The 19,080-nt window shown below is 68.5% G+C and carries 19 protein-coding genes and 1 tRNA gene; 10 read left to right on the top strand and 10 right to left on the bottom strand.

The window, feature by feature from the left end:
* Nucleotides 1-6 precede the first annotated feature (6 nt).
* Both FGL15_RS14955 and FGL15_RS14950 read right to left on the bottom strand, forming a co-directional pair.
* The gene (locus FGL15_RS14955) at nt 7-873 is read right to left on the bottom strand and encodes a hypothetical protein (protein ID WP_138946580.1); all 867 of its coding nucleotides are present in this window, start codon (nt 871-873) and stop codon (nt 7-9) included.
* Between the two features lie 161 nt (nt 874-1,034).
* Nucleotides 1,035-1,784 (bottom strand): phosphoglyceromutase, encoded by a 750-nt coding sequence (locus FGL15_RS14950; RefSeq protein ID WP_079705352.1) that lies wholly within the window; start codon nt 1,782-1,784, stop codon nt 1,035-1,037.
* A 71-nt stretch (nt 1,785-1,855) separates the two neighbouring features.
* Here FGL15_RS14950 and FGL15_RS14945 point away from each other — a divergent pair, with 71 nt between their 5' ends.
* Nucleotides 1,856-2,680 (top strand): class I SAM-dependent methyltransferase, encoded by an 825-nt coding sequence (locus FGL15_RS14945; RefSeq protein WP_138946579.1) that lies wholly within the window; start codon nt 1,856-1,858, stop codon nt 2,678-2,680.
* Between the two features lie 19 nt (nt 2,681-2,699).
* Here FGL15_RS14945 and FGL15_RS14940 read toward each other — a convergent pair whose 3' ends face one another.
* The 4 genes from FGL15_RS14940 to FGL15_RS14925 all read right to left on the bottom strand — a co-directional run bounded on the left by FGL15_RS14940 (nt 2,700) and on the right by FGL15_RS14925 (nt 6,126).
* Nucleotides 2,700-3,824, bottom strand: a complete 1,125-nt coding sequence (locus FGL15_RS14940) for an FUSC family protein (protein ID WP_138946578.1) — start codon at nt 3,822-3,824, stop codon at nt 2,700-2,702.
* A 5-nt stretch (nt 3,825-3,829) separates the two neighbouring features.
* The gene (locus tag FGL15_RS14935; RefSeq protein WP_370281779.1) at nt 3,830-4,996 is read right to left on the bottom strand and encodes a folate-binding protein YgfZ; all 1,167 of its coding nucleotides are present in this window, start codon (nt 4,994-4,996) and stop codon (nt 3,830-3,832) included.
* A gap of 1 nt (nt 4,997) precedes the next feature.
* Nucleotides 4,998-5,702 carry an FABP family protein gene (locus FGL15_RS14930; protein WP_138946577.1) on the bottom strand — a complete coding sequence of 235 codons (705 nt, stop codon included), beginning with the start codon at nt 5,700-5,702 and terminating at the stop codon, nt 4,998-5,000.
* Between the two features lie 133 nt (nt 5,703-5,835).
* Complete coding sequence (locus FGL15_RS14925) at nt 5,836-6,126, bottom strand: hypothetical protein (RefSeq protein WP_064296602.1); 291 nt, start codon at nt 6,124-6,126, stop codon at nt 5,836-5,838.
* A gap of 110 nt (nt 6,127-6,236) precedes the next feature.
* Between FGL15_RS14925 and FGL15_RS14920 the strand changes: the two genes are divergently transcribed.
* The 8 genes from FGL15_RS14920 to pstB all read left to right on the top strand — a co-directional run bounded on the left by FGL15_RS14920 (nt 6,237) and on the right by pstB (nt 15,333).
* Nucleotides 6,237-6,926, top strand: a complete 690-nt coding sequence (locus FGL15_RS14920; RefSeq protein WP_205858631.1) for a response regulator transcription factor — start codon at nt 6,237-6,239, stop codon at nt 6,924-6,926.
* A complete protein-coding gene (gene mshD, locus FGL15_RS14915; protein ID WP_138946575.1) occupies nt 6,898-7,803 on the top strand; it encodes a mycothiol synthase in 906 nt (301 codons plus the stop codon). Before FGL15_RS14920 ends, mshD begins: the two co-directional genes overlap by 29 nt.
* Before the next feature lie 90 nt (nt 7,804-7,893).
* Nucleotides 7,894-10,089, top strand: a complete 2,196-nt coding sequence (locus FGL15_RS14910; protein WP_079705346.1) for an RNA degradosome polyphosphate kinase — start codon at nt 7,894-7,896, stop codon at nt 10,087-10,089.
* A 52-nt stretch (nt 10,090-10,141) separates the two neighbouring features.
* Nucleotides 10,142-11,080: an NUDIX domain-containing protein gene (locus FGL15_RS14905; protein ID WP_085510315.1), complete on the top strand. Its 939-nt coding sequence runs from the start codon at nt 10,142-10,144 to the stop codon at nt 11,078-11,080.
* Nucleotides 11,081-11,274: 194 nt separating this feature from the next.
* Complete coding sequence (gene pstS / locus FGL15_RS14900) at nt 11,275-12,366, top strand: phosphate ABC transporter substrate-binding protein PstS (RefSeq protein ID WP_085511019.1); 1,092 nt, start codon at nt 11,275-11,277, stop codon at nt 12,364-12,366.
* 122 nt (nt 12,367-12,488) lie between these two features.
* Nucleotides 12,489-13,433 carry a phosphate ABC transporter permease subunit PstC gene (gene pstC / locus FGL15_RS14895; protein ID WP_079705344.1) on the top strand — a complete coding sequence of 315 codons (945 nt, stop codon included), beginning with the start codon at nt 12,489-12,491 and terminating at the stop codon, nt 13,431-13,433.
* Nucleotides 13,433-14,533, top strand: coding sequence for a phosphate ABC transporter permease PstA (gene pstA / locus FGL15_RS14890; RefSeq protein ID WP_086474391.1), 1,101 nt, complete (start codon nt 13,433-13,435; stop codon nt 14,531-14,533). The genes pstC and pstA overlap by 1 nt, the downstream gene beginning before the upstream one ends.
* 20 nt (nt 14,534-14,553) lie before the next feature.
* Nucleotides 14,554-15,333: a phosphate ABC transporter ATP-binding protein PstB gene (gene pstB, locus FGL15_RS14885; RefSeq protein ID WP_056007815.1), complete on the top strand. Its 780-nt coding sequence runs from the start codon at nt 14,554-14,556 to the stop codon at nt 15,331-15,333.
* 128 nt (nt 15,334-15,461) lie between these two features.
* Here the strand turns inward: pstB and FGL15_RS14880 are convergent, their stop codons facing one another.
* From FGL15_RS14880 to FGL15_RS14870, 3 genes are all read right to left on the bottom strand, one after another.
* Nucleotides 15,462-16,319: an anti-sigma factor domain-containing protein gene (locus FGL15_RS14880; protein WP_138946574.1), complete on the bottom strand. Its 858-nt coding sequence runs from the start codon at nt 16,317-16,319 to the stop codon at nt 15,462-15,464.
* Nucleotides 16,316-16,987 (bottom strand): ECF RNA polymerase sigma factor SigK, encoded by a 672-nt coding sequence (gene sigK / locus FGL15_RS14875; RefSeq protein ID WP_079705341.1) that lies wholly within the window; start codon nt 16,985-16,987, stop codon nt 16,316-16,318. The genes FGL15_RS14880 and sigK overlap by 4 nt, the downstream gene beginning before the upstream one ends.
* Before the next feature lie 267 nt (nt 16,988-17,254).
* On the bottom strand, nt 17,255-17,884 hold the full coding sequence (locus FGL15_RS14870) for a DNA-directed RNA polymerase subunit beta (RefSeq protein WP_138946573.1): 630 nt from the start codon (nt 17,882-17,884) through the stop codon (nt 17,255-17,257).
* Nucleotides 17,885-18,013: 129 nt separating this feature from the next.
* Between FGL15_RS14870 and FGL15_RS14865 the strand changes: the two genes are divergently transcribed.
* Nucleotides 18,014-18,089: transfer RNA gene (locus FGL15_RS14865), tRNA-Lys, on the top strand.
* A 70-nt stretch (nt 18,090-18,159) separates the two neighbouring features.
* Here the strand turns inward: FGL15_RS14865 and FGL15_RS14860 are convergent.
* Nucleotides 18,160-18,852, bottom strand: a complete 693-nt coding sequence (locus FGL15_RS14860) for a ScbR family autoregulator-binding transcription factor (RefSeq protein ID WP_138946572.1) — start codon at nt 18,850-18,852, stop codon at nt 18,160-18,162.
* Nucleotides 18,853-19,080: the final 228 nt, after the last annotated feature.

The following is a 19,080-nucleotide window of genomic DNA, read 5'->3' as shown; positions in this document are numbered from 1 at the left end:
CCGGGGTCAGTCAGGAGAGGTATCGGAGGGGAACGTGGGTGAAGCCGGAAGGTCTTCGTCTCGCGCGGGTCCGCGACGGTCGTCGCCGGGCGCAGGGAGGATGACGGAGATCGACTGTTCGGCCGCTGCGGGACCGCCGACGGCGCCACCGGAGCCGGAGGACCCGGAGCCGCTCGGCGTGACGGCCCAGCGGCCGTCGGCGTCCGGCAGCAGCGGAAGGTTCGCAGGGGTGGCGGGGAGGCTGGACGATCCGACGGCGGCGGCGGGCACGGCCGTGGTGGACGACGTGTCTTCGCGATCCTGGCCGCCCGACACGATCGTCGAGTCGCCCTGCTGGACGGACGGCGGTCCGAGGACCGTCGTCGGGAGGATCGCGCCGACGGCGGTCGAGTCAGTGGCCGACACGTCCTCTGCCGGGCCCTGCGGAAGCGCTGGGACGACCGGATCGATGATCGGCGTGCTGGGAACCGGGACCGCGGCGACGACGTCGGCGACGCCGGTCAACGTCTGGTCGACCGTCTGCACGACCGGATCGACGATCGCGGCGACGGGTGCTGCGCCGACGGTCTCCTCGACCACGTCGTTCACCACCGGTACCGCAGCGACGGTCTCGTCGACGACGTCGACCACCGGTTCGAGCACGGTGGTGTCGACGACATCGACGACCTCGGCGACAGCATTGACGGGCTGTTCGAGCGAGCCGACGACCTCGGTCACCGCGCCCAGGAGCGACGGATCGGTGGCACCGTCGTCGGCATGCGCGGAGGAGGGGGACCCGAAGAGGGCCACCGCCGTGAACGCTGCGGCGGCGAAGCCACCGAGCGCCAGGGCGCGCCACAGGGGGAAACGGGTGCCGTCGGTCGACTGCTCCATGAGTATCCCCCAATCGGGTTACAGTGCAGTCACTGTACGCCCAACCCCGAGGCGGTTCAACCCCTTTTTTGCGACATGGAAAACCCCGGCCAGGAGCACTTTCGGCGACGATGTCGCCAAGCCGCACTCCCGACCGGGGTGGTGGTTTGGTGGGGTTTCCGCTACTTCTTCCCCTGCGCCGCGACAGCGGCGGCGCCTGCTGCTGCGGCCTCGGGATCGAGGTACCGGGCCGGTGCGACCGGACGGAAGTCCGCGTCGAGCTCGTAGACGAGCGGGATGCCGGTGGGGATGTTCAGCTCGGCGATCTCGTCGTCCGAGATGTCGTCGAGGTGCTTCACGAGTGCGCGGAGCGAGTTGCCGTGCGCCGTCACGAGGACGGTCTTGCCGGCAGCCAGGTCGACCGTGATGTCGGACTCCCAGTAGGGCAGCATCCGGTCGATGACGTCCTTCAGGCACTCGGTGCGGGGCAGTTCGCCGTCGATCCCGACATACCGGGGGTCATCGGCCTGCGACCACTCGTTGTCATCGTCGATCGGCGGCGGCGGCACGTCGAAGGAACGACGCCAGGTCTGGAACTGCTCCGGACCGTATTCGGCGAGCGTCTGCGCCTTGTCCTTGCCCTGCAGCGCGCCGTAGTGACGCTCGTTGAGGCGCCAACTGCGCTTGACCGGGATCCACATGCGGTCGGCGGTCTCGAGGGCGAGGTTCGCCGTCTGGATCGCACGGGAGAGGACCGAGGTGTACAGCACGTCCGGGGTGATGCCGGAGTCGGCGAGCAGTTCGCCCGCACGCTTGGCCTCGGTGACGCCGAGTTCGCTGAGTCGGACGTCGACCCAACCGGTGAACAGGTTCTTCTGATTCCAGTCGCTGTTGCCGTGGCGCAGCAGGACGAGGGTGTAAGTCTCAGGCATGTCCCCAGCATACCGACGGCGCATGACCGCGAGGTGGACGATGACCCCGCTCCGTGAGGGAGAATGGATCCATGCCCGTCGGATCGATCACCCGTGGGACGACCGGCACGAACCGGCTCCGACGGGTGGACCGCTGGATCGCGACCCACCCCTCACTCAGACGGACGACGAACCCGCTCGTGGTGGACCTCGGCTACGGCGCGAGCGGCGTCACGGCGTTGGAACTGCACGACCGGCTGAGCGCCGTCCGCCCCGACGTTCGGGTCATCGGATTCGAGATCGAGCCGGGGCGCGTCCGCACCGCTGACGCGCAGCTCCAGCAGGTGCGAGCGGGCACGACCCGGTTCACGCCGACGGCTGCGGTCTCCTTCGCACGCGGCGGGTTCGAGGTGCCGACCGGCGACGACCGTCCCACGGTGATCCGGGCGTTCAACGTGCTCCGGCAGTACGACGAAGCCGAGGTCGCTGGGGCCTGGCGCCTCATGGCGTCGCGGCTGCAGCCCGGCGGAGTACTCGTCGAGGGGACGTGCGACGAGATCGGACGGGTGTCCAGCTGGATCACGGTCGACGACCAGGGGCGTGCGGAGACGTTCTCGATCAGTCTGCGGCTCGCCGACCTCGAGCTGCCGTCCATCGTGGCCGAGCGACTGCCGAAGGCGCTGATCCACCACAACGTGCCGGGCGAACGCGTTCACGCCCTGATGAGGGACCTCGACCGCGCGTGGCGCACGCATGCACCCCTGGCGGTCTACAGCCCGGTCCAGCGCTGGTTGGCGACCGTCCGGACGCTCCGGGACAGCGGGTGGCCCGTGCTGGCCGGCCGCAACCGCTGGCGCCTCGGCGAGCTGACGATGCCGTGGTCGGCTGTCTCCCCGGGGACTTCCTCGACGGACTGAATGTCGGGGATCGGTCCCGTCAGAGCGAGGGCAGCGCCGCCTGCGCCTCCGGCGTCGGCAGGCCGGTGGCCGTGAGCAGGTCGACGAGGTACGGCCGGAGCACGAGCACGAGCGCCTGCTCGGAGACCGAGGCGTCGGGAAGGACGGCGACCGGCTCGAGGTGCTTCGCGATCTCGAGCAGGGACTGCCTCGCAACCGGCTGCTGGGCGATGTCGCCGATCGACTGCGACAGGATGCCGAGCGCGACGGAGGTGCGCGCGAGCAGGTCCGCCAGCTCGGGGCGGCTCGTGGCGTCGCGCGACACATAGTCGATGCGCCGGGCGATCACCCGGAGGTTGCGGGTCGCGAGGTCCATGCCGTCGAGCATGGTCCGCTGCCGTTCGAGGTCGAACACCGCCTTGCGGAGGAACGGCGAGATGCGCGCGATGGCGAGCCCTGAGTCGAGGGTTCCGCGCCACGCGTCCAGGGCCGGCTGGGTGGCCCTCGCCCGTGCGAGCGCGCGGTCGGCCTCCTCGAGGTCGCCGAGACGGAGAGCGGCGACGAGCGAGGCGAGCGTCCGGACGTGTTCATCGATGAGCCGCTGGCCGTCCCGGCGAGCGCTCCGGCGCGGGTCGCGCGGGATGAGCGCGGTCGCGAGCAGGGCGAACACCCCGCCGATCAGACCGTCGAGGGTGCGCACGAACGGGCCGCCGTCAGGCACGGGCAGGAGCATGACGAGGACGGACTGCACCGCCGCCGCGATCGCGAACGACGCCGCCGGCGACAGGAACCGGGCGACGAGCAATGTGAGCACGAGCGCGACCGCGAGTTGCCACGTCCCCTGACCGAAGCCGAGGAGCAGGATCTCGGCCAGCGCGATCCCGACGCTCATCCCGACGGCCGTCTCGAGGACCCGGATCGGGCGGGCGTCGCGAACGAACCCGAGACTCGAGATCGTCACGGTCAAGGCGAGGAGTGGCACGGCGTGCCCGAGCACGTAGTGGGAGAACGCGTACGCGCCGATAGCCGTGGCGCTGACCTGCAGCACCGCCGGAATGGATCCGACGAGACGATGCCAGGCGTCGCCGAGTGCGATGCGGCGACGAACCGCGGCGGTCCATCGGTCGACCCGTACGCCCGGGTCCGAGGCGTCGTCGCTCCCCACCGGGGTCAGCGCCGGACGGCGCCGAGTCGCGGCAGCCGCGGCACGTTCGCCGTGGCCCCGGCATCCGCCGGCACGACGATCTCCTGCGACGCCGCGACGTCGATGCCGTCGGCCTCCACCGTCAGCACGGCCGCCGGATCCGCTGAGCGCTTGACGATCGCCAACGCCACCGGGCCCAACTCGTGGTGGATCGCGCTCGAGGTGATGCGTCCGACGGATTTCCGGGTCGCGTCGTCGCCGTCGCCGACGAGCATCACGTTCGAACCGGCCGGTGGCAGCACCGCGTCGGAGCCGTCGAGGAGGAGCATGACGAGGCGACGCGGCGGGTGCCCGAGGTTGTGCACCTTGGCGACCGTCTCCTGACCGCGATAGCAGCCCTTGTTCAAGTGGACGGCCGAGCGCAGCCAGTCGAGCTCGTGCGGGATGCTCCGCTCGTCGACCTCGGACTGCAACCGCGGGCGCCAGGCGGCGATCCGCAGGGCCTCGGCGGCCAACGAACCTGCGGCGGAGAACGTCCCCGCACGGACCTGCTGCACGAGCGATTCGAGCTGCTCGCGCGCGACGATCGTCTCGGTCCATGTCCACGCTGCACCCGGGTGCTCACCCGTCGCGTACTGATGCCCGCCGACCGCGACCTCGGACCATGGATCGTGCCAGACGAGCGGCATGCCGTTCGGCTGGGCGGCCTCGACCGCGAGACCCGCCGCCGCTCCGATCACGGCGTACTGCTCGGTCGCGATGGCCACCTCGACGCGCAGCATGAACCGCATCCGGTCGAGCCAGGCGTGGAGTGCCGCAGCATCGGCGGCCTCGGTGACGAGCCACGTGGTCGTGCCGTCGTCGAGCAGCTTGACCGCGTGCTCGATCCGGCCGCTCTGGTCGAGGAAGAGGGTCTCCGTCGAGATGCCGGCCGACAGCGAGCGCAGCTCCTGGCTCGTGATGGAGTTGAGCCAGCTCAGCCGATCGGGGCCGGTGACCGTCACGATGCTACGGTTCGACAGGTCGACGATCGCCTTACCGTTGGCGATGAGGCGCTGTTCGATGTTCGGGCTGCCGTAATGGGAGGGGACACCGTGGTCGACGGCGTCCGCCTGTTCGACGGCACCCGGCAGCGTGAGGAAGGGCGAGCCCGGAATCGGTTCCGGTGTGACCGCTCCGTTGGGAATGGTCACGTCAGTCGGCTTTGGCCAGGCGCGCCGAGGCGTGCGTCCGGAGGTCCTGTCCCAGGGCGGCGATGTCCCAAGCCCAGAGCAGGTGGTTCTCGACGAGGCCGTAGAGGCGGGTCGCGGCGGCGTACTCCTTGGCTCCCGCGGTCCGGACGACGGCATCGGTCGCGAGGTCGATCCGCGGACCGTCGATCTGGCCGAGGTAGAGCTCGCTCACACCGTTCGGGTGGACGATCGAGACCTGCAGGGGGAAGGCGCCGGTCGACGTACGCAGGGTCTCGACCGATTGCGCGGTGCCGAACGGGCGGGGGCCCTGCCCTGGGAGCATGCCCGGGCCCGGGTCGCCCTCGATCAGCGGGCGTTCGAGGCGCCAGTAACCCGTCTCGGTGACGAGCGGCTCGGGCACACCGGACTCGGCCGCCGAGGCTCCGTCAGGCGCGACGTCCGCAGCGGTGTCGTCCGACAGGGCGGCCTCGTCCGTGGACGAGGCCCCCTCGGCGTCGCGCGGGGGCTGCTCGGGCAGGAGCCAGGTGTAGGAGTTGTAGTTCAAGTAGGGCAGGCCGTCGTGGCTGAAGCTCACGCGCTGACCGAACTCGCGGGTCACGGTCTCGTCGCCGACCTGGTAGTCGATGACGCCGGTGCCCTCCCAGACGCCGATGAGCCACGACAGCGGGACCAGTTCGCTCGGCAGGCCGCTCGGGATCTCGATCATCGAGGGACCCGGACTAGCGCTGACCGCGGTACAGGTTCTTCAGCACGACCACCGCGGTGAACGCGATGGCGAGGCTGGCGAGGACGAGCAAGCCGATGAAGAAGATTTCGAGAGCGAGCAGCATGGGGAAAGTCTACCCCGAGGCCAGGGCGATGAGGCCATACACGGCACCGCCGATGGCGAGGATGAGGACGGCGCCGGTGACGCTCGTCGACATCCGATCGACGAATCCCACCTTCTGTCGCGTCAACAGCTGTGCCGAGAACGCGGCCAGGGTGCAGAGGCCGAGCGTGGCCGACAGCCCGAAGAAGGTCTCCCCCGGGCTCCAGAGCAAGCCGGACACGACGACGCCGACGAGCGCGAGCGCCCAGATGGAGACGACACTGATCCAGCGCAGCCGGGGGGAGAGAGTGGTTTCGCTCACGGACCCATTGTCACAGAGCGGACGCCATCGGACCACCAGCGGGCGCCCGGTGCGACGTGGGGTGCGGTCGTTCGCCTAATATGGTTCCAAACTCAGTCGGGAGGATGCGCGTGGCGCAAATTTTGGTCTTGACCTCCATGGTCGGCACCGAGGTCCTCCCATCCCTCGGGCTCCTGAGCCACCGCACCCGGCAGATCCCAGCCGACCCCGCACAACTCGTGAACGCTCCGAGTTCGGACCTCGTGCTCGTCGACGCCCGCCAGGACCTCGCGAGCGCCAAGTCGCTCTGCAAGATCCTCGGTGCGTCCGGGCTGTCGGTCCCGCTCCTCCTCATCCTGACCGAAGGCGGCCTCACGGCCGTCAGCGCCGACTGGGGCGTGAACGACGTCATCCTCGAGTCCGCCGGGCCCGCCGAGGTCGACGCGCGGATCCGGCTCGCGATCGGCCGCGCCTCGCAGGAGCACTCGGCGAGCAAGATCCAGGCGTCGGGTGTCGTCATCGACGAGGCCAGCTACTCCGCGAAGGTCCATGGCAAGCCGCTCGACCTCACCTTCAAGGAGTTCGAGCTGCTCCGCTTCTTCGCGACCCACCCCTCCCGCGTGTTCACGCGCGAGCAGCTGCTGAGCGAGGTGTGGGGCTACGACTACTTCGGTGGCACGCGAACCGTCGACGTCCACGTCCGCCGGTTGCGCGCCAAGCTCGGCGACCTCGAGCAGCTCATCGGCACCGTGCGCAACGTCGGCTACCGCTTCAACGTCTACGAGGACGATCATGCCCCGGCTGACCCTGTCGGTTCGTAGCGTCGACGACGCCCGCACCCGGGATGCGCTCGAGCGCGTCGTGCGCACGGCGTCGCTCGTCGACGGCCAGCCGCCGTTCAGCGACCAGTCACTCATCGACGCCGCGTCCGGCGCGCGGACGCTGATCCTCGCCGTCGAACCGCAGGACCCGCCGGTCGACCCCGACGACTTCGCCGTCGTGGGTGCGGCCATCCTGGGCCATGGCGAACTCGAGTTCGTCGTCGAGCCCGAGTGGCGGGGTCACGGCTACGGTCGCGCCGCACTGCGCGGCGTCCTCGCCAACTGTCCCCCGCAGGTGCGCATCTGGGCACACGGCGACCACCCCGCCTCCCGGGTGCTCGCACAGGAGTTCGGCTTCTCGCCGATCAGGACGCTGCTGCAGCTCCGCCTGACGAAGGCACCGGCGAGCCGCGCACGACCGGCCACCGCAGGGCACGCGGATGTCACGGTCGGCACGTTCCGGCCGGGAGTCGACGAGGAGGAGTGGCTCGAGGTCAACGCGCTCGCCTTCGCCGACCACCCCGAGCAAGGACGCATGACCCTCGACGATCTCCGCGCCCGGGAGGCCGAGTCCTGGTTCGACGCCGACGACTTCCTGCTCGCACGAGGCTCCGACGGCGACCTCCTCGGGTTCATCTGGTTGAAGGTCGAGGACACGGTCGGCGAGGTCTACGCGGTGGGCGTGCACCCTGCGGCCAGTGGTCGAGGGCTCGGGCGACTCCTGATGGAGGCCGGCCTGGCCCGCCTGCGGGACCGACGGGTCGAGGCGGTCACGCTCTACGTCGAAGCCGACAACCTCCCTGCGGTGTCGCTGTACCGCTCACTCGGATTCACCGACCACACCATCGACGTGCAGTACGCGAGAACCGACGCCTGATCCCCTCCACAGCGGCGCGGCGCGGCGGCATTTACACAGTGTTCACCGCAGTCGTCGCGACCACGCCCGCCACGGTGTCATGATGAAGTCATGCCAGCAGACCCAACCGTGCTCGATGTCGGCCTCGATGGAGACGAAGAGGACTTCGACCCCGCCTTCGAGCGGAACGATCCCGCGCTGCCCGAACACCGCTACCTCGACCGCGAACTCAGCTGGCTCGCCTTCAACCAGCGTGTGCTCGAGCTCGCCGAAGACCCGGCGCTGCCCGTCCTCGAGCGCGCCAACTTCCTCGCGATCTTCGCCTCGAACCTCGACGAGTTCTTCATGGTGCGGGTCGCCGGCCTGAAGCGCCGCATCCTCACGGGCCTGGCGGTCCCGACGAACGTCGGCAACGCGCCGGCCGACGTCCTGTCCGAGATCTCGCAGCAGGCGCACGTCCTGCAGGAACGGCACGCCCGCGCCTGGCACGACCTCGTCCGTCCCGACCTCGCCGAACGCGGCGTCACGGTCGTCACCTGGGACTCACTCGACGCAGCCGACCGCGAGTACCTCAGCGAATACTTCAGCAACCAGGTCTTCCCGGTGCTCATGCCGCTCGCAGTCGACCCGGCCCACCCGTTCCCCTACATCTCAGGCCTCTCGTTGAACCTCGCGGTCCGAGTGCGGAACACCCGCACCGGGCGCGAGGAGTTCGCCCGGCTCAAGGTCCCGCAGATGATGCCGCGCTTCGTCCGCGTCGGTCCGGCGGAGCGCCGTTCAGCGTCGCTCGACACCGCTCCCAGCGTGCGCTACATCGCCCTCGAGGAGGTCATCGCCAACCACCTCGGCCACCTCTTCCCCGGCATGGAGATCGTCGACCACCACGTCTTCCGCGTCACGCGCAACGAGGACATGGTGATCGAGGAGGACGAGACCGAGAACCTCATCCAGGCCCTCGAGAAGGAGCTGCTGCGCCGCCGGTTCGGGCCGCCCATCCGGCTCGAGATCACCGACGACATGGACGACGTCACCCTCGGACTCCTCGTCCGCGAACTCGACATCACCGAGCAGGAGGTCTACCGCCTGCCCTCGCCGCTCGACCTCGGCGGACTCTTCAGCCTCGCCGGCATCGACCGCCCGGATCTCCAGTACCCGAAACGCGTCCCGACCACGGCGCTGCAGTTCCAGCCCGACGAGCCGAACGGCAAGCCCGACCTCTTCCGATCGATCGCCCGCGAGGACGTCCTGGTCCACCACCCGTACGAGTCCTTCGCCACGAGCGTGCAGGCGTTCATCGAGCAGGCCGCCGCCGACCCGCACGTGCTCGCGATCAAGCAGACCCTGTACCGGACCTCGGGCGACAGCCCCATCGTCGAAGCACTCATCGACGCGGCTGAGGCCGGCAAGCAGGTCCTGGCGCTGGTCGAGATCAAGGCCCGGTTCGACGAGCAGAACAACATCTCCTGGGCCAGGAAGCTCGAGAAGGCCGGCGTCCACGTCGTCTACGGGCTCGTCGGACTGAAGACGCACTGCAAGCTCGCGCTCGTCGTACGACAGGAGCGCGGGGTCCTGCGCCACTACAGCCACATCGGTACGGGCAACTACAACCCGAAGACGAGCCGCATCTACGAGGACCTCGGTCTGTTCACGGCCGACGACCAGGTCGGCAAAGACCTCACCCGCCTCTTCAACGAGCTGTCCGGGTACGCGATCGAGAAGAAGTTCAAGCGCCTCCTGGTCGCGCCGCGCCACCTGCGCAAGGGCCTCCTCAAGCACATCGAGCAGGAGCGCACGAACGCCGAGGAGGGCAAGCCCTCCGGGATCCGCATCAAGGTCAACTCGATGGTGGACGAGTCGATCATCGACGCGCTCTACCGGGCCAGCCAGGCAGGGGTCCCGGTCGACCTGTGGGTTCGCGGGATCTGCGCGCTGAAGCCCGGCCAGCCGGGGATGAGCGAGACGATCCGCGTGCGCTCCATCCTCGGGCGGTACCTCGAGCACTCGCGCATCTTCTCGTTCCACAACGACGGCGACCCGCACGTGTTCATCGGCAGCGCCGACATGATGCACCGCAACCTCGACCGCCGCGTCGAGGCGCTTGTCCGGCTCACCGACCCGAAGCACCTCGAGGCGACCGCCGCGATGTTCGAGCAGGCCCTCGACGAGCAGACGTCGTCGTGGTGGCTCGACGCCGACGGCGTCTGGACGCGCCACGCGGTCGACGCTGACGGACGACCGCTCACGGATCTGCAAGACTCCCTCATGCTCGAGACCGCGGCCCGCCGCCGGCCGAGGAACCGTCGCTGACGACTTCGTACCGCGACCCACCCGAGCACCACGACACGACGAGGCAGTGACTATGACGACGACGGCAATCTATGCAGCCGGTGCCGTGTGCTGGCGTCTCATCGACGGCAAGGTCCACCTCCTCGTCATCCACCGGACGGTGTACGGCGACGTCACCATCCCCAAGGGCAAGGTCGATCCCGGAGAGACGCTCGCGCAGACGGCCGTGCGGGAGATCAAGGAGGAGACCGGCCTGAGCGTCCACCTCGGTGTGCCGCTCGGTGTCTCCACGTACCCCTTGTCGAGCGGACGCGAGAAGATCGTCCACTACTGGTCGGCCGAGGTCACCGACCAGGCCGTCCGCGAGAGCACCTTCATCCCCAACGGCGAGGTCGCCGCCCTGGAGTGGGTCACCATCAAGCGGGCACGGAGCTACCTCAGCTACGAACGCGACGTGGAGATCCTCGACGCCTTCGCCGCGCTGGTCGACGAAGGGGTCACCGCGACCTTCGCCCTCATCGCGATGCGCCATGGGAAGGCCACGTCCCCCTCCGAATGGTCCGGCGAGGACGCGACCAGGCCGCTGGCACCACGCGGCGTCAAGCAGGCCGCGGGGAACGTCCCGACCCTGCTCGCCTTCGGTCCTCGCAAGATCGTGACGAGCACGGCCGTGCGCTGCGTCAGCACCGTCAGCCCGATCGCCGCGGCCGCGGGCATCGAGCCCAAACGCTCCGACCTCATCAGCCAGGACGCCTACGAGCGGGGCGAATCGGACGTCCGCCGGGTCGTCGGCCGCCGCGTCCGGGCGCTCAAGACGGCGATCCTCTGCAGCCACGGGCCGGTGCTCCCCGAAATCCTGCACGAGATCGCGCTGGCCACCGGGTCCACCCGAGGCTCCTACCTCGGGAGTGCCGCCGCACTCGAGACCGGAGCGTTCTCCATCGTGCACCTCTCCCGGACGAACCCGAGCTCCGGCATCATCGCGATCGAAACGCACGAACCGCGCGTCTGACCCCATCCGTGCGAACCCCCTGAACAGGGGCCGTTGGTAGTGGATTCGCGGCGTCGCCACCTCGGCCGCCATGAAGCCGTCGATATCCGTTCACCCGTTGTTTACCATCACGGGGGATGCTCGTCATGCCACGTGGTTAGCGTCACTGACGAGCCAGCACCGGCTCGCACCCACACCAATGAATGGACATCCCTGTGAAGTTCTCACGTTTCGGCCGCGTCGCGGTCGTAGCAGCAGTCGCAGCCGTCGCACTGACCTCCTGTGCGGCCAACGAAGGCGGCGCCACCGCCACGAGCGCAGCCGCCAGCGACCTCAAGGGCAGCCTGGCCGGTAGCGGCGCATCGTCGCAGGGCAGCGCCCAGGAAGCCTGGGTCGCCGCCTTCCAGACGGCCAACCCGGACGTCACCATCAACTACTCCCCCGACGGCTCCGGCGCCGGCCGCAAGGCGTTCATCGCCGGCGGCGTGCAGTTCGCCGGTTCGGACTCCGCACTCTCCGACGAAGAGCTCTCGAGCACGTTCGCCGCATGTGCAGCCGACACCAAGGCGATCGACCTCCCGGTCTACATCTCCCCGATCGCGGTCATCTTCAACGTCGAGGGCGTCGACGAGCTCAACCTCGACGCAGCGACCATCGCGAAGATCTTCGCCGGTCAGATCACCAGCTGGGACGACCCGGCGATCGTCGCACTGAACCCCGAGGCCAAGCTCCCCTCGACCCCGATCACCGCCGTCCACCGCTCGGACGACTCGGGAACGACGAAGAACTTCGCCGACTACCTGAACAAGAACGCTCCGGACGTCTGGACCGCTGAGCCGGCCGACACCTTCCCGTTCCAGTCGGGTGAGGGTGCCAAGGGCACCTCCGGCGTCGTCGACACCGTCAAGGGTGGCACCGGCACCATCGGCTACGCCGACGCGTCGAAGGCCGGCGACCTCGGTGTCGCGAAGATCAAGGTCGGCGAGGAGTTCGTCGAGTACAGCGCCGAGGGTGCTGCCGCCGTCGTCGAGGGCTCGCCGCTCGTCGAAGGCCGCGAGGCGAACGACATCGCGATCAAGCTCGACCGCGAGACCACGGACGCGACCCACTACCCGATCGTGCTCGTGAGCTACCTCATCGCCTGCCAGGAGTACGCCGACCCGAAGGTCGCCGACCTCGTCAAGGCCTACGCCGGCTACATCGCCAGCGACGCCGGCCAGGAAGAGGCTGCGAAGTCGGCCGGTGCTGCGCCGCTCTCCGCAGACCTCGCCAAGAAGGTCCAGGACGCGATCGCGTCCATCAAGTAATCCAACGGTCGAGCGTGCCGGGTCCTGCCCGGCACGCTCGACCTGCGTCACCAGCACCCGCAGTACCCCGCTCCCCGAGTCTGTCGAGGGGCACCACCATCGCATCGAGAGAACGGGAACCCATGGCTGTCGAGGCCCTAGCTGCGAGACCCAAAGCCAAGCAACGAGTCGGCGACCGCGTCTTCTCGACGCTCTCCGTCGTCTCCGGATCGCTCATCCTCGTCATCCTGGCGGCGGTCGCGATCTTCCTCATCGTCCAAGCGTTCCCGGCCCTCACAGCCGACTCCTCGTCGTTCACCGGTGCTCCGACGAGCTTCTGGGCCTACGTCGGCCCGTTCGTCTTCGGCACCATCTGGGCGGCCATCCTCGCCCTCGCGATCGCCGTGCCGCTCTCGCTCGGGATCGCCCTCTTCATCACCCACTACGCGCCGCGCCGACTCGCGGTCGCCCTCGGCTACGTCATCGACCTCCTGGCCGCCGTGCCGTCGGTCGTCTACGGCCTCTGGGGCGCGCTCGTCCTCGCACCGTTCGTCCAGCCCTTCTTCGCCTGGCTGTCCGAGAACCTCGGCTGGATCCCGCTCTTCGGTGGCACGGTGTCCGGCACCGGTCGCACGATCCTCACCGTCGCCCTCGTGCTCGCAGTCATGATCATCCCGATCATCACGGCCATCTCCCGGGAGATCTTCCTCCAGACCCCGAAGCTCCACGAGGAGGCCGCACTCGCGCTCGGCGCCACGCGCTGGGAGATGATCCAGATGGCGGTCCTGCCGTTCGGACGCCCAGGCATCGTGTCCGCCTCCATGCTCGGCCTCGGACGCGCCCTCGGCGAGACGATGGCCGTCGCGCTCGTGCTCTCCCCCGCCGCCGTCTACTCGTTCTTCCTGCTCACCTCGAGCAACCCGAACACCATCGCGGCGAACATCGCCCTGAACTTCCCCGAGTCCTTCGGCATCGACGTGAACAAGCTCATCGCCACCGGCCTGATCCTGTTCATCATCACCTTCGTGGTGAACTTCATCGCCAGACTCATCGTCAACCGTCGTAAAGAATTCTCGGGAGCGAACTGATGACCGCCACGACCGACCGCCGCCAGGCGTCCATCGCAACCCCGTTCTCGAACTCGCTCACCGCGGGCAAGCTGCCGAAGTTCGCGCCGCTCACCATTCTCGCGGGCAGCCTCATCGTCAGCGGCGTCATCTTCCTGCTGCTGCAGCAGTCCACGGCCGACAAGAGCTACAACGTCCCCGGAGCCGTCGTGCTCGGTGCCGCGCTCTACGCGGTGACGGTGTACGTCTCGTCGCTCATGGTGGAGGGACGCCGGAAGGCCAAGGACCGCCTGCTCACCACCCTGGTGACCGCAGCCTTCGTCGTCGCCCTCCTGCCGCTCGTCTCGGTCGCCATCACGGTGATCTCGGCCGGCGCCGCCCGCTTCGACATCGAGTTCTTCTCCCTGTCGATGCGGAACGTCGTCGGTGAGGGCGGTGGAGCACTGCACGCCATCACCGGCACGCTGCTCATCACGCTGGCCACGTCGGTCATCTCCATCCCGATCGGGATCCTGACGGCGATCTACCTCGTCGAGTACGGTCGCGGCAAGCTCTCCCAGGGCATCACCTTCCTCGTCGACGTGATGACCGGCATCCCGTCCATCGTCGCCGGACTGTTCGCCTTCGCCCTGCTGGCGATCTTCTTCGGCCCGGGCGTCCGGCTCGGCATCGGTGGCGCCATCGCGCTGTCGCTGCTCATGATCCCCGTCGTGGTCCGTTCCAGCGAGGAGATGCTGAAGCTCGTGCCGAACGAGCTGCGTGAGGCCTCCTACGCCCTCGGTGTGCCGAAGTGGCTGACCATCCTCAAGATCGTCCTCCCCACGTCGATCGCCGGCATCATCACCGGTGTGACGCTCGCCGTCGCCCGCGTCATCGGTGAGACCGCGCCCCTCCTGATCATCGCCGGCTTCACCCAGAGCATGAACTACAACCTCTTCGACGGCCCGATGATGACCCTCCCCGTCTTCGTGTACACCCAGTACGCGAACCAGGGCACCGACGGGGCAGCCTACGTGGACCGCGCCTGGACCGGCGCCCTCGTCCTCATCCTCATCGTCATGGCGCTGAACCTCATCGCCCGACTCATCGCCAAGATCTTCGCCCCCAAGTTCGGCCGCTAGGCCGCGAGCAAAGGAACCCCGTGTCCAAGAGCATCGAAGTCAACGACCTCAACGTCTTCTACGGCAGCTTCATGGCTGTCGAGGGCGTCTCCCTCCAGATCCAGCCCCGCACGGTCACCGCCTTCATCGGCCCCTCCGGCTGCGGCAAGTCCACCTTCCTCCGCACCCTGAACCGCATGCACGAGGTCATCCCCGGCGCACGCGTCGAGGGCGAGGTCCTGATCGACGGCAACAACCTCTACGGCCCGGGCGTCGACCCGGTCCTCGTCCGCCGTCAGGTCGGCATGGTCTTCCAGCGCCCGAACCCGTTCCCGACGATGAGCATCAAGGAGAACGTCCTCGCGGGCGTCAAGCTCAACAACCGCAAGATGTCGAAGTCCGACCAGGACGCGCTCGTCGAGCGTTCGCTCCAGGGCGCCAACCTCTGGAACGAGGTGAAGGACCGCCTCGACAAGCCGGGCTCCGGTCTCTCCGGTGGTCAGCAGCAGCGTCTGTGCATCGCTCGTGCCATCGCCGTCTCCCCCGACGTCGTGCTCATGGACGAGCCCTGCTCGGCCCTCGACCCGATCTCCACGCTCGCCATCGAAGACCTCATCGAGGAGCTCAAGCAGGAGTACACGATCGTGATCGTGACGCACAACATGCAGCAGGCGAGCCGCGTCAGCGACAAGACCGCGTTCTTCAACATCGCGGGCACCGGCAAGCCGGGCAAGCTCATCGAGTACGACGACACCACGACGATGTTCTCGAAGCCGTCCGTCCAGGCGACCGAGGACTACGTCTCGGGTCGCTTCGGTTGATCTGACGCCGGCATCACGACAGCCCCGCCCGGGAATCCCGGGCGGGGCTGTCGTCGTCTGCAGCGGGTCCGCGAGTCTGTCGAGGCGAAGAGCCTGCCGACAAACGCTCTTGGACCGGAGCGAGCGGACTACGCCGTCTCGATGACCATGATCGGGTCGGTGGTGGGCTGCTTGGAGCCACCCTGCGGCTCGACCGTCACGCCGACCTTGTCGCCCGCGCTCATGGCGCCGTCGAGGACCCGCCAGGTGGTGCCGCTGGCTGCTGAGAAGGTGCCGGCTGAGACCGGGCCACCTTCGCCGATGTACCAGAGTTCGTAAACCTTGTCGGACGGCAGGGAGCCGAGTCCGTCGACGAGCAGGGCGGACTTGCCGAGCTCACCCGACCAGACGAGGGTCGCCGTCGCATCGTCCATGGACACCTTGGCGCGCTGGACGTCGGATGCCGCGTTGATCTCCGCGAGTGCGACCGTCTGGGTGAGGGATCCGCCACCGAAGGTGTTCGCGAGTCCGACACCGCCGAAGATGAGGCCGACCGCTGCTGCGGCGCCGACGACCATGCCGACGGCACTGCGACGCCACCGTGAGGCGGCCTTGCGCTCCGCCGCACCGGCCACCGGGGTTGCCGGGGTGGTCGCTGCTGTGGGGGCCGGCGTGGCGGTCGGTGTCGACACCGGCGCATCGTCGACGTCTGGGACCGCGGTCGGGAGTGCCTGCACCTCGGCGACAGGAGCATCGACGGGGGCGTCAGCGGGCAGCTGCGGCAGGTTCTGGATCGCGGCCATGAGCGAGTTCTTGAGCGCTGCCGACGGCTGCACGGGAGGTGCTGCGAGGTCGAGCATGGCGACGGTCTCCTCGAATTCCGCCGCTTCCTCGCGGACGGACTCGTGTTCGGCGCGCAGGCGGTCGAACCGCTCCTGCTCGCGCGGGGTCAGGGTGTGCAGCGCGTTACCGGCTGCCAGGTCTGTTGCATCGTCTCGCTCGGTCATGTACGCACCCCCAACTCGTCTCGAAGTCTGATCATTCCGTCTCGCAGCCTGGTCTTCACCGTACCGATGGGCACGCCGAGCAGGTTCGAGATCTCGCTGTGACTGTAGCCGCCGTAGTAGGCGAGCGAAACAGCTTCGCGTTGCAGCTCGCTCAACCGGACGAAGGCCCGCTTGACGCGTTCGTGCTCGATCCGGATCTCGACCGTCTCCTGCACGTTGTCGACACGCTCGTCGAAGTCGCGGATGCCGATCTTGAGATCGCGGTCGCGTCCGGCCTGTGAGGCACGCACGCGGTCGATCGCGCGACGGTGGGCCATGGTGAGCACCCAGGTCGTGGCCGTGCCCTTGCCCGCCTCGAACTTCTGGGCGTTCTGCCAGACCTCGAGGAACACCTCCTGGGTGACCTCTTCGGACTGCGCGTGGTCGACGAGCACCCGCTTGACGAGTCCGAGGACCCGTGGAGCGATGTGGTCGTACAGCTCGCTGAATGCGACTTGGTCGCCGCCGGCCACGCGGATGAGGAGCGCGTCGAGCACGTTCGCCAAAGACACCTGCGGTGCAGCGTCGGCTTCCGGTCCCGTGGTCACAAGTCTTAGCTTCTCACGGACACCGGCCGTTTGCGCGACGCCCACCCGAGGTCGGGTCTGCGTGTACAGTGCGGCGGTCATACACGGAGTTCGGTGCCGACCGGGGATCCGATTGGAGGAATCGACCGGATTCGGCCCCCCAGTTCCGGTGTCATCACGGAACGGGCGGCAGGCGGCTGAAGACCTCCGCACAAAGGAAGTGCCAGGCCGCAGGAACGCCTCTCGGCGCAAGGCCGCTCGAAGCGGCGATTTTTGGAGCCCGGGGTTACTGCGGCCCGGCTAGAACAGTGTAGCAAGGGATCACCTGTGGACATTCCCAGCTCGTGGGCCTTGACCAGTGCGCCTCGGTCAGTCCAGGGAGTCGGTGCGCCACAGTCGGGCGCATCCGGCGAGCTCCTCGGCGATGGTGCTGAACCGTGCGGCCTTCGTGGTGAGTCGCGCGGCGTCGGCGGGGTCGACCGCGTCCCGGTCGTTTGCGAGGGAGGTGCAACCGACCGCGTTGATCCGGCAGAAGGACGCCGCCCGCTCGAGGGCGATCGCGAAGTCACCGGTGTACAGCCCGCGGAGGATCTGGTCGGCGAGGACGATGATCTCCTCCGGCCCGGTCGGCTCGGCCGCGCCGGCGATCACGGGGTCGACGGTGGTGATGAGCTCGGTGCCCCGCTGGAAGCTGAAGCTCGTCCCCACCGGGTCCTGCCGGATGAGCAGGCGCAGTAGGTAGATCCGCCAGAGGGCTCCGGGGAGACTCCGCGGGCTGGCGTGCGACCAGAGTTCGGCGATGGCGTCGATCCCGTGCTCGTCCGTGTACGTCACGAGGCGTTCGACCACGGCAGGGTCCGGATCCGCCCGCACCCGGGTGAGGAGCGCGACGGCCGTCTCATGGGTGATCCTCGAGACCGCCTCCGGGTCGAGGCCGCCCTGGATCGCTTCGAGCATCGACGGCGGGAGCTTCGTCGGACGATGGAATCCCTCGGTCATGCCTGCTCCTCCCTGCGACGCGTTTCGCGCACCCGACAACGGTACTCGCCCCGGCGCGCGATCCTCCCCTCTGGCCCGGACCTGCGCGTCAACGGGTGCCGTCGAAATCTCGTAGAGTAGAGCGCGTATGGGCCTGTAGCTCAGTTGGCAGAGCATCGGACTTTTAATCCGCGGGTCGTGGGTTCGAGCCCCACCGGGCCCACCACCGACGCGGTAGTCGATCGCGTCACGTCGAAATGCATGGTCGTCACCCGTCCATCGCCGAGCGTGGATGGTTACATCGACGCGGCAGGTCGTGTCGTGCGCGGGTCGCCCACAGCACCGAAGGCGTCCTCGCGGGCCTGCGTCGCCGCTGACCGCCGCGTCTCGGGGACGATGGCGTCGATCGCGAGCCGCCACATGCGGTCCACCGACGCTGCGATGTCCGAGCGCCCGACCGTCGCCTGGGCGGTCAACTGGACACCGGTGAAGAATCCGATCAACGTGCGGGCCAGATCCGGCGCCGACATCGAACTCACCAGATCCCCGGCTTGCAGCGCGACGTCGAGCTGAGCGGCCGTCCCCGAGATCCAGTCCTCGTAGAACGCACCGGCCGGTTGGCTCAGCGAACCCTCATCGAGCGTGAGCCTGATCCCGGCACGGACCACCGGGTCGTTCTCGAGTTGGTCGACGATGGCGCGCGAGACCCGGATGAGCCGTTCAAGAACCCCGTCGTATTGTTCCGACACCCGCGCCATGAGCGGCATCGACCGGTCGTGCTGCTCGTGGATGACCGCGAGGGCGATCTGCTCCTTCGACTTGAAGTGGAAGTACATGGACCCCTGCGAGATCCCGGACGCTTCCGCGATCATCGACAGACTCGCGTTCCCGTAGCCGATGCGGTCGAAGACGGTCGCGGCGCCCTCGACGATCGCATCCTGCGTCACCTGTCCGCGTTCCTGCGTGGGCGTTCGCCGTGTCCCCGGCATCCTGACCTCCTCGGGCAGCCTGTGTTCCGGCCCCGATCCATCGGCGCCGTATCCGTCGACCGTGGGGCCGGTCGGGGCCTCAGCCTAGGGGCTCGGAGCTCACACAACCGACCTCTTCTCGATAAGTGGTACGAACGACTTATTCGTGTCACACTGGTGGAGGTGATGCCGCCGCAGTCCACGCTTCAGTGGACTGTGTGTTCGCGACGGGGGTTGCGACGCTCACCG

Source organism: Plantibacter sp. M259 (assembly GCF_006065115.1).
Classification (GTDB): Bacteria; Actinomycetota; Actinomycetes; order Actinomycetales; family Microbacteriaceae; genus Plantibacter; species Plantibacter auratus.
This window is presented reverse-complemented; position numbering and strand designations above follow the sequence as displayed.

What these genes read in the sequence shown, in the direction of transcription:
- FGL15_RS14860 (WP_138946572.1), bottom strand. Translation starts at nt 18,852, where the DNA reads ATGCCGGGGACACGGCGAACGCCCACGCAGGAACGCGGACAGGTGACG.
- mshD (WP_138946575.1), top strand. Translation starts at nt 6,898, where the DNA reads ATGCCCCGGCTGACCCTGTCGGTTCGTAGCGTCGACGACGCCCGCACC.
- FGL15_RS14955 (WP_138946580.1), bottom strand. Translation starts at nt 873, where the DNA reads ATGGAGCAGTCGACCGACGGCACCCGTTTCCCCCTGTGGCGCGCCCTG.
- FGL15_RS14905 (WP_085510315.1), top strand. Translation starts at nt 10,142, where the DNA reads ATGACGACGACGGCAATCTATGCAGCCGGTGCCGTGTGCTGGCGTCTC.
- FGL15_RS14930 (WP_138946577.1), bottom strand. Translation starts at nt 5,702, where the DNA reads ATGATCGAGATCCCGAGCGGCCTGCCGAGCGAACTGGTCCCGCTGTCG.
- pstC (WP_079705344.1), top strand. Translation starts at nt 12,489, where the DNA reads ATGGCTGTCGAGGCCCTAGCTGCGAGACCCAAAGCCAAGCAACGAGTC.
- FGL15_RS14880 (WP_138946574.1), bottom strand. Translation starts at nt 16,319, where the DNA reads ATGACCGAGCGAGACGATGCAACAGACCTGGCAGCCGGTAACGCGCTG.
- sigK (WP_079705341.1), bottom strand. Translation starts at nt 16,987, where the DNA reads ATGACCGCCGCACTGTACACGCAGACCCGACCTCGGGTGGGCGTCGCG.
- FGL15_RS14945 (WP_138946579.1), top strand. Translation starts at nt 1,856, where the DNA reads ATGCCCGTCGGATCGATCACCCGTGGGACGACCGGCACGAACCGGCTC.
- FGL15_RS14910 (WP_079705346.1), top strand. Translation starts at nt 7,894, where the DNA reads ATGCCAGCAGACCCAACCGTGCTCGATGTCGGCCTCGATGGAGACGAA.
- FGL15_RS14870 (WP_138946573.1), bottom strand. Translation starts at nt 17,884, where the DNA reads ATGACCGAGGGATTCCATCGTCCGACGAAGCTCCCGCCGTCGATGCTC.
- pstA (WP_086474391.1), top strand. Translation starts at nt 13,433, where the DNA reads ATGACCGCCACGACCGACCGCCGCCAGGCGTCCATCGCAACCCCGTTC.
- FGL15_RS14950 (WP_079705352.1), bottom strand. Translation starts at nt 1,784, where the DNA reads ATGCCTGAGACTTACACCCTCGTCCTGCTGCGCCACGGCAACAGCGAC.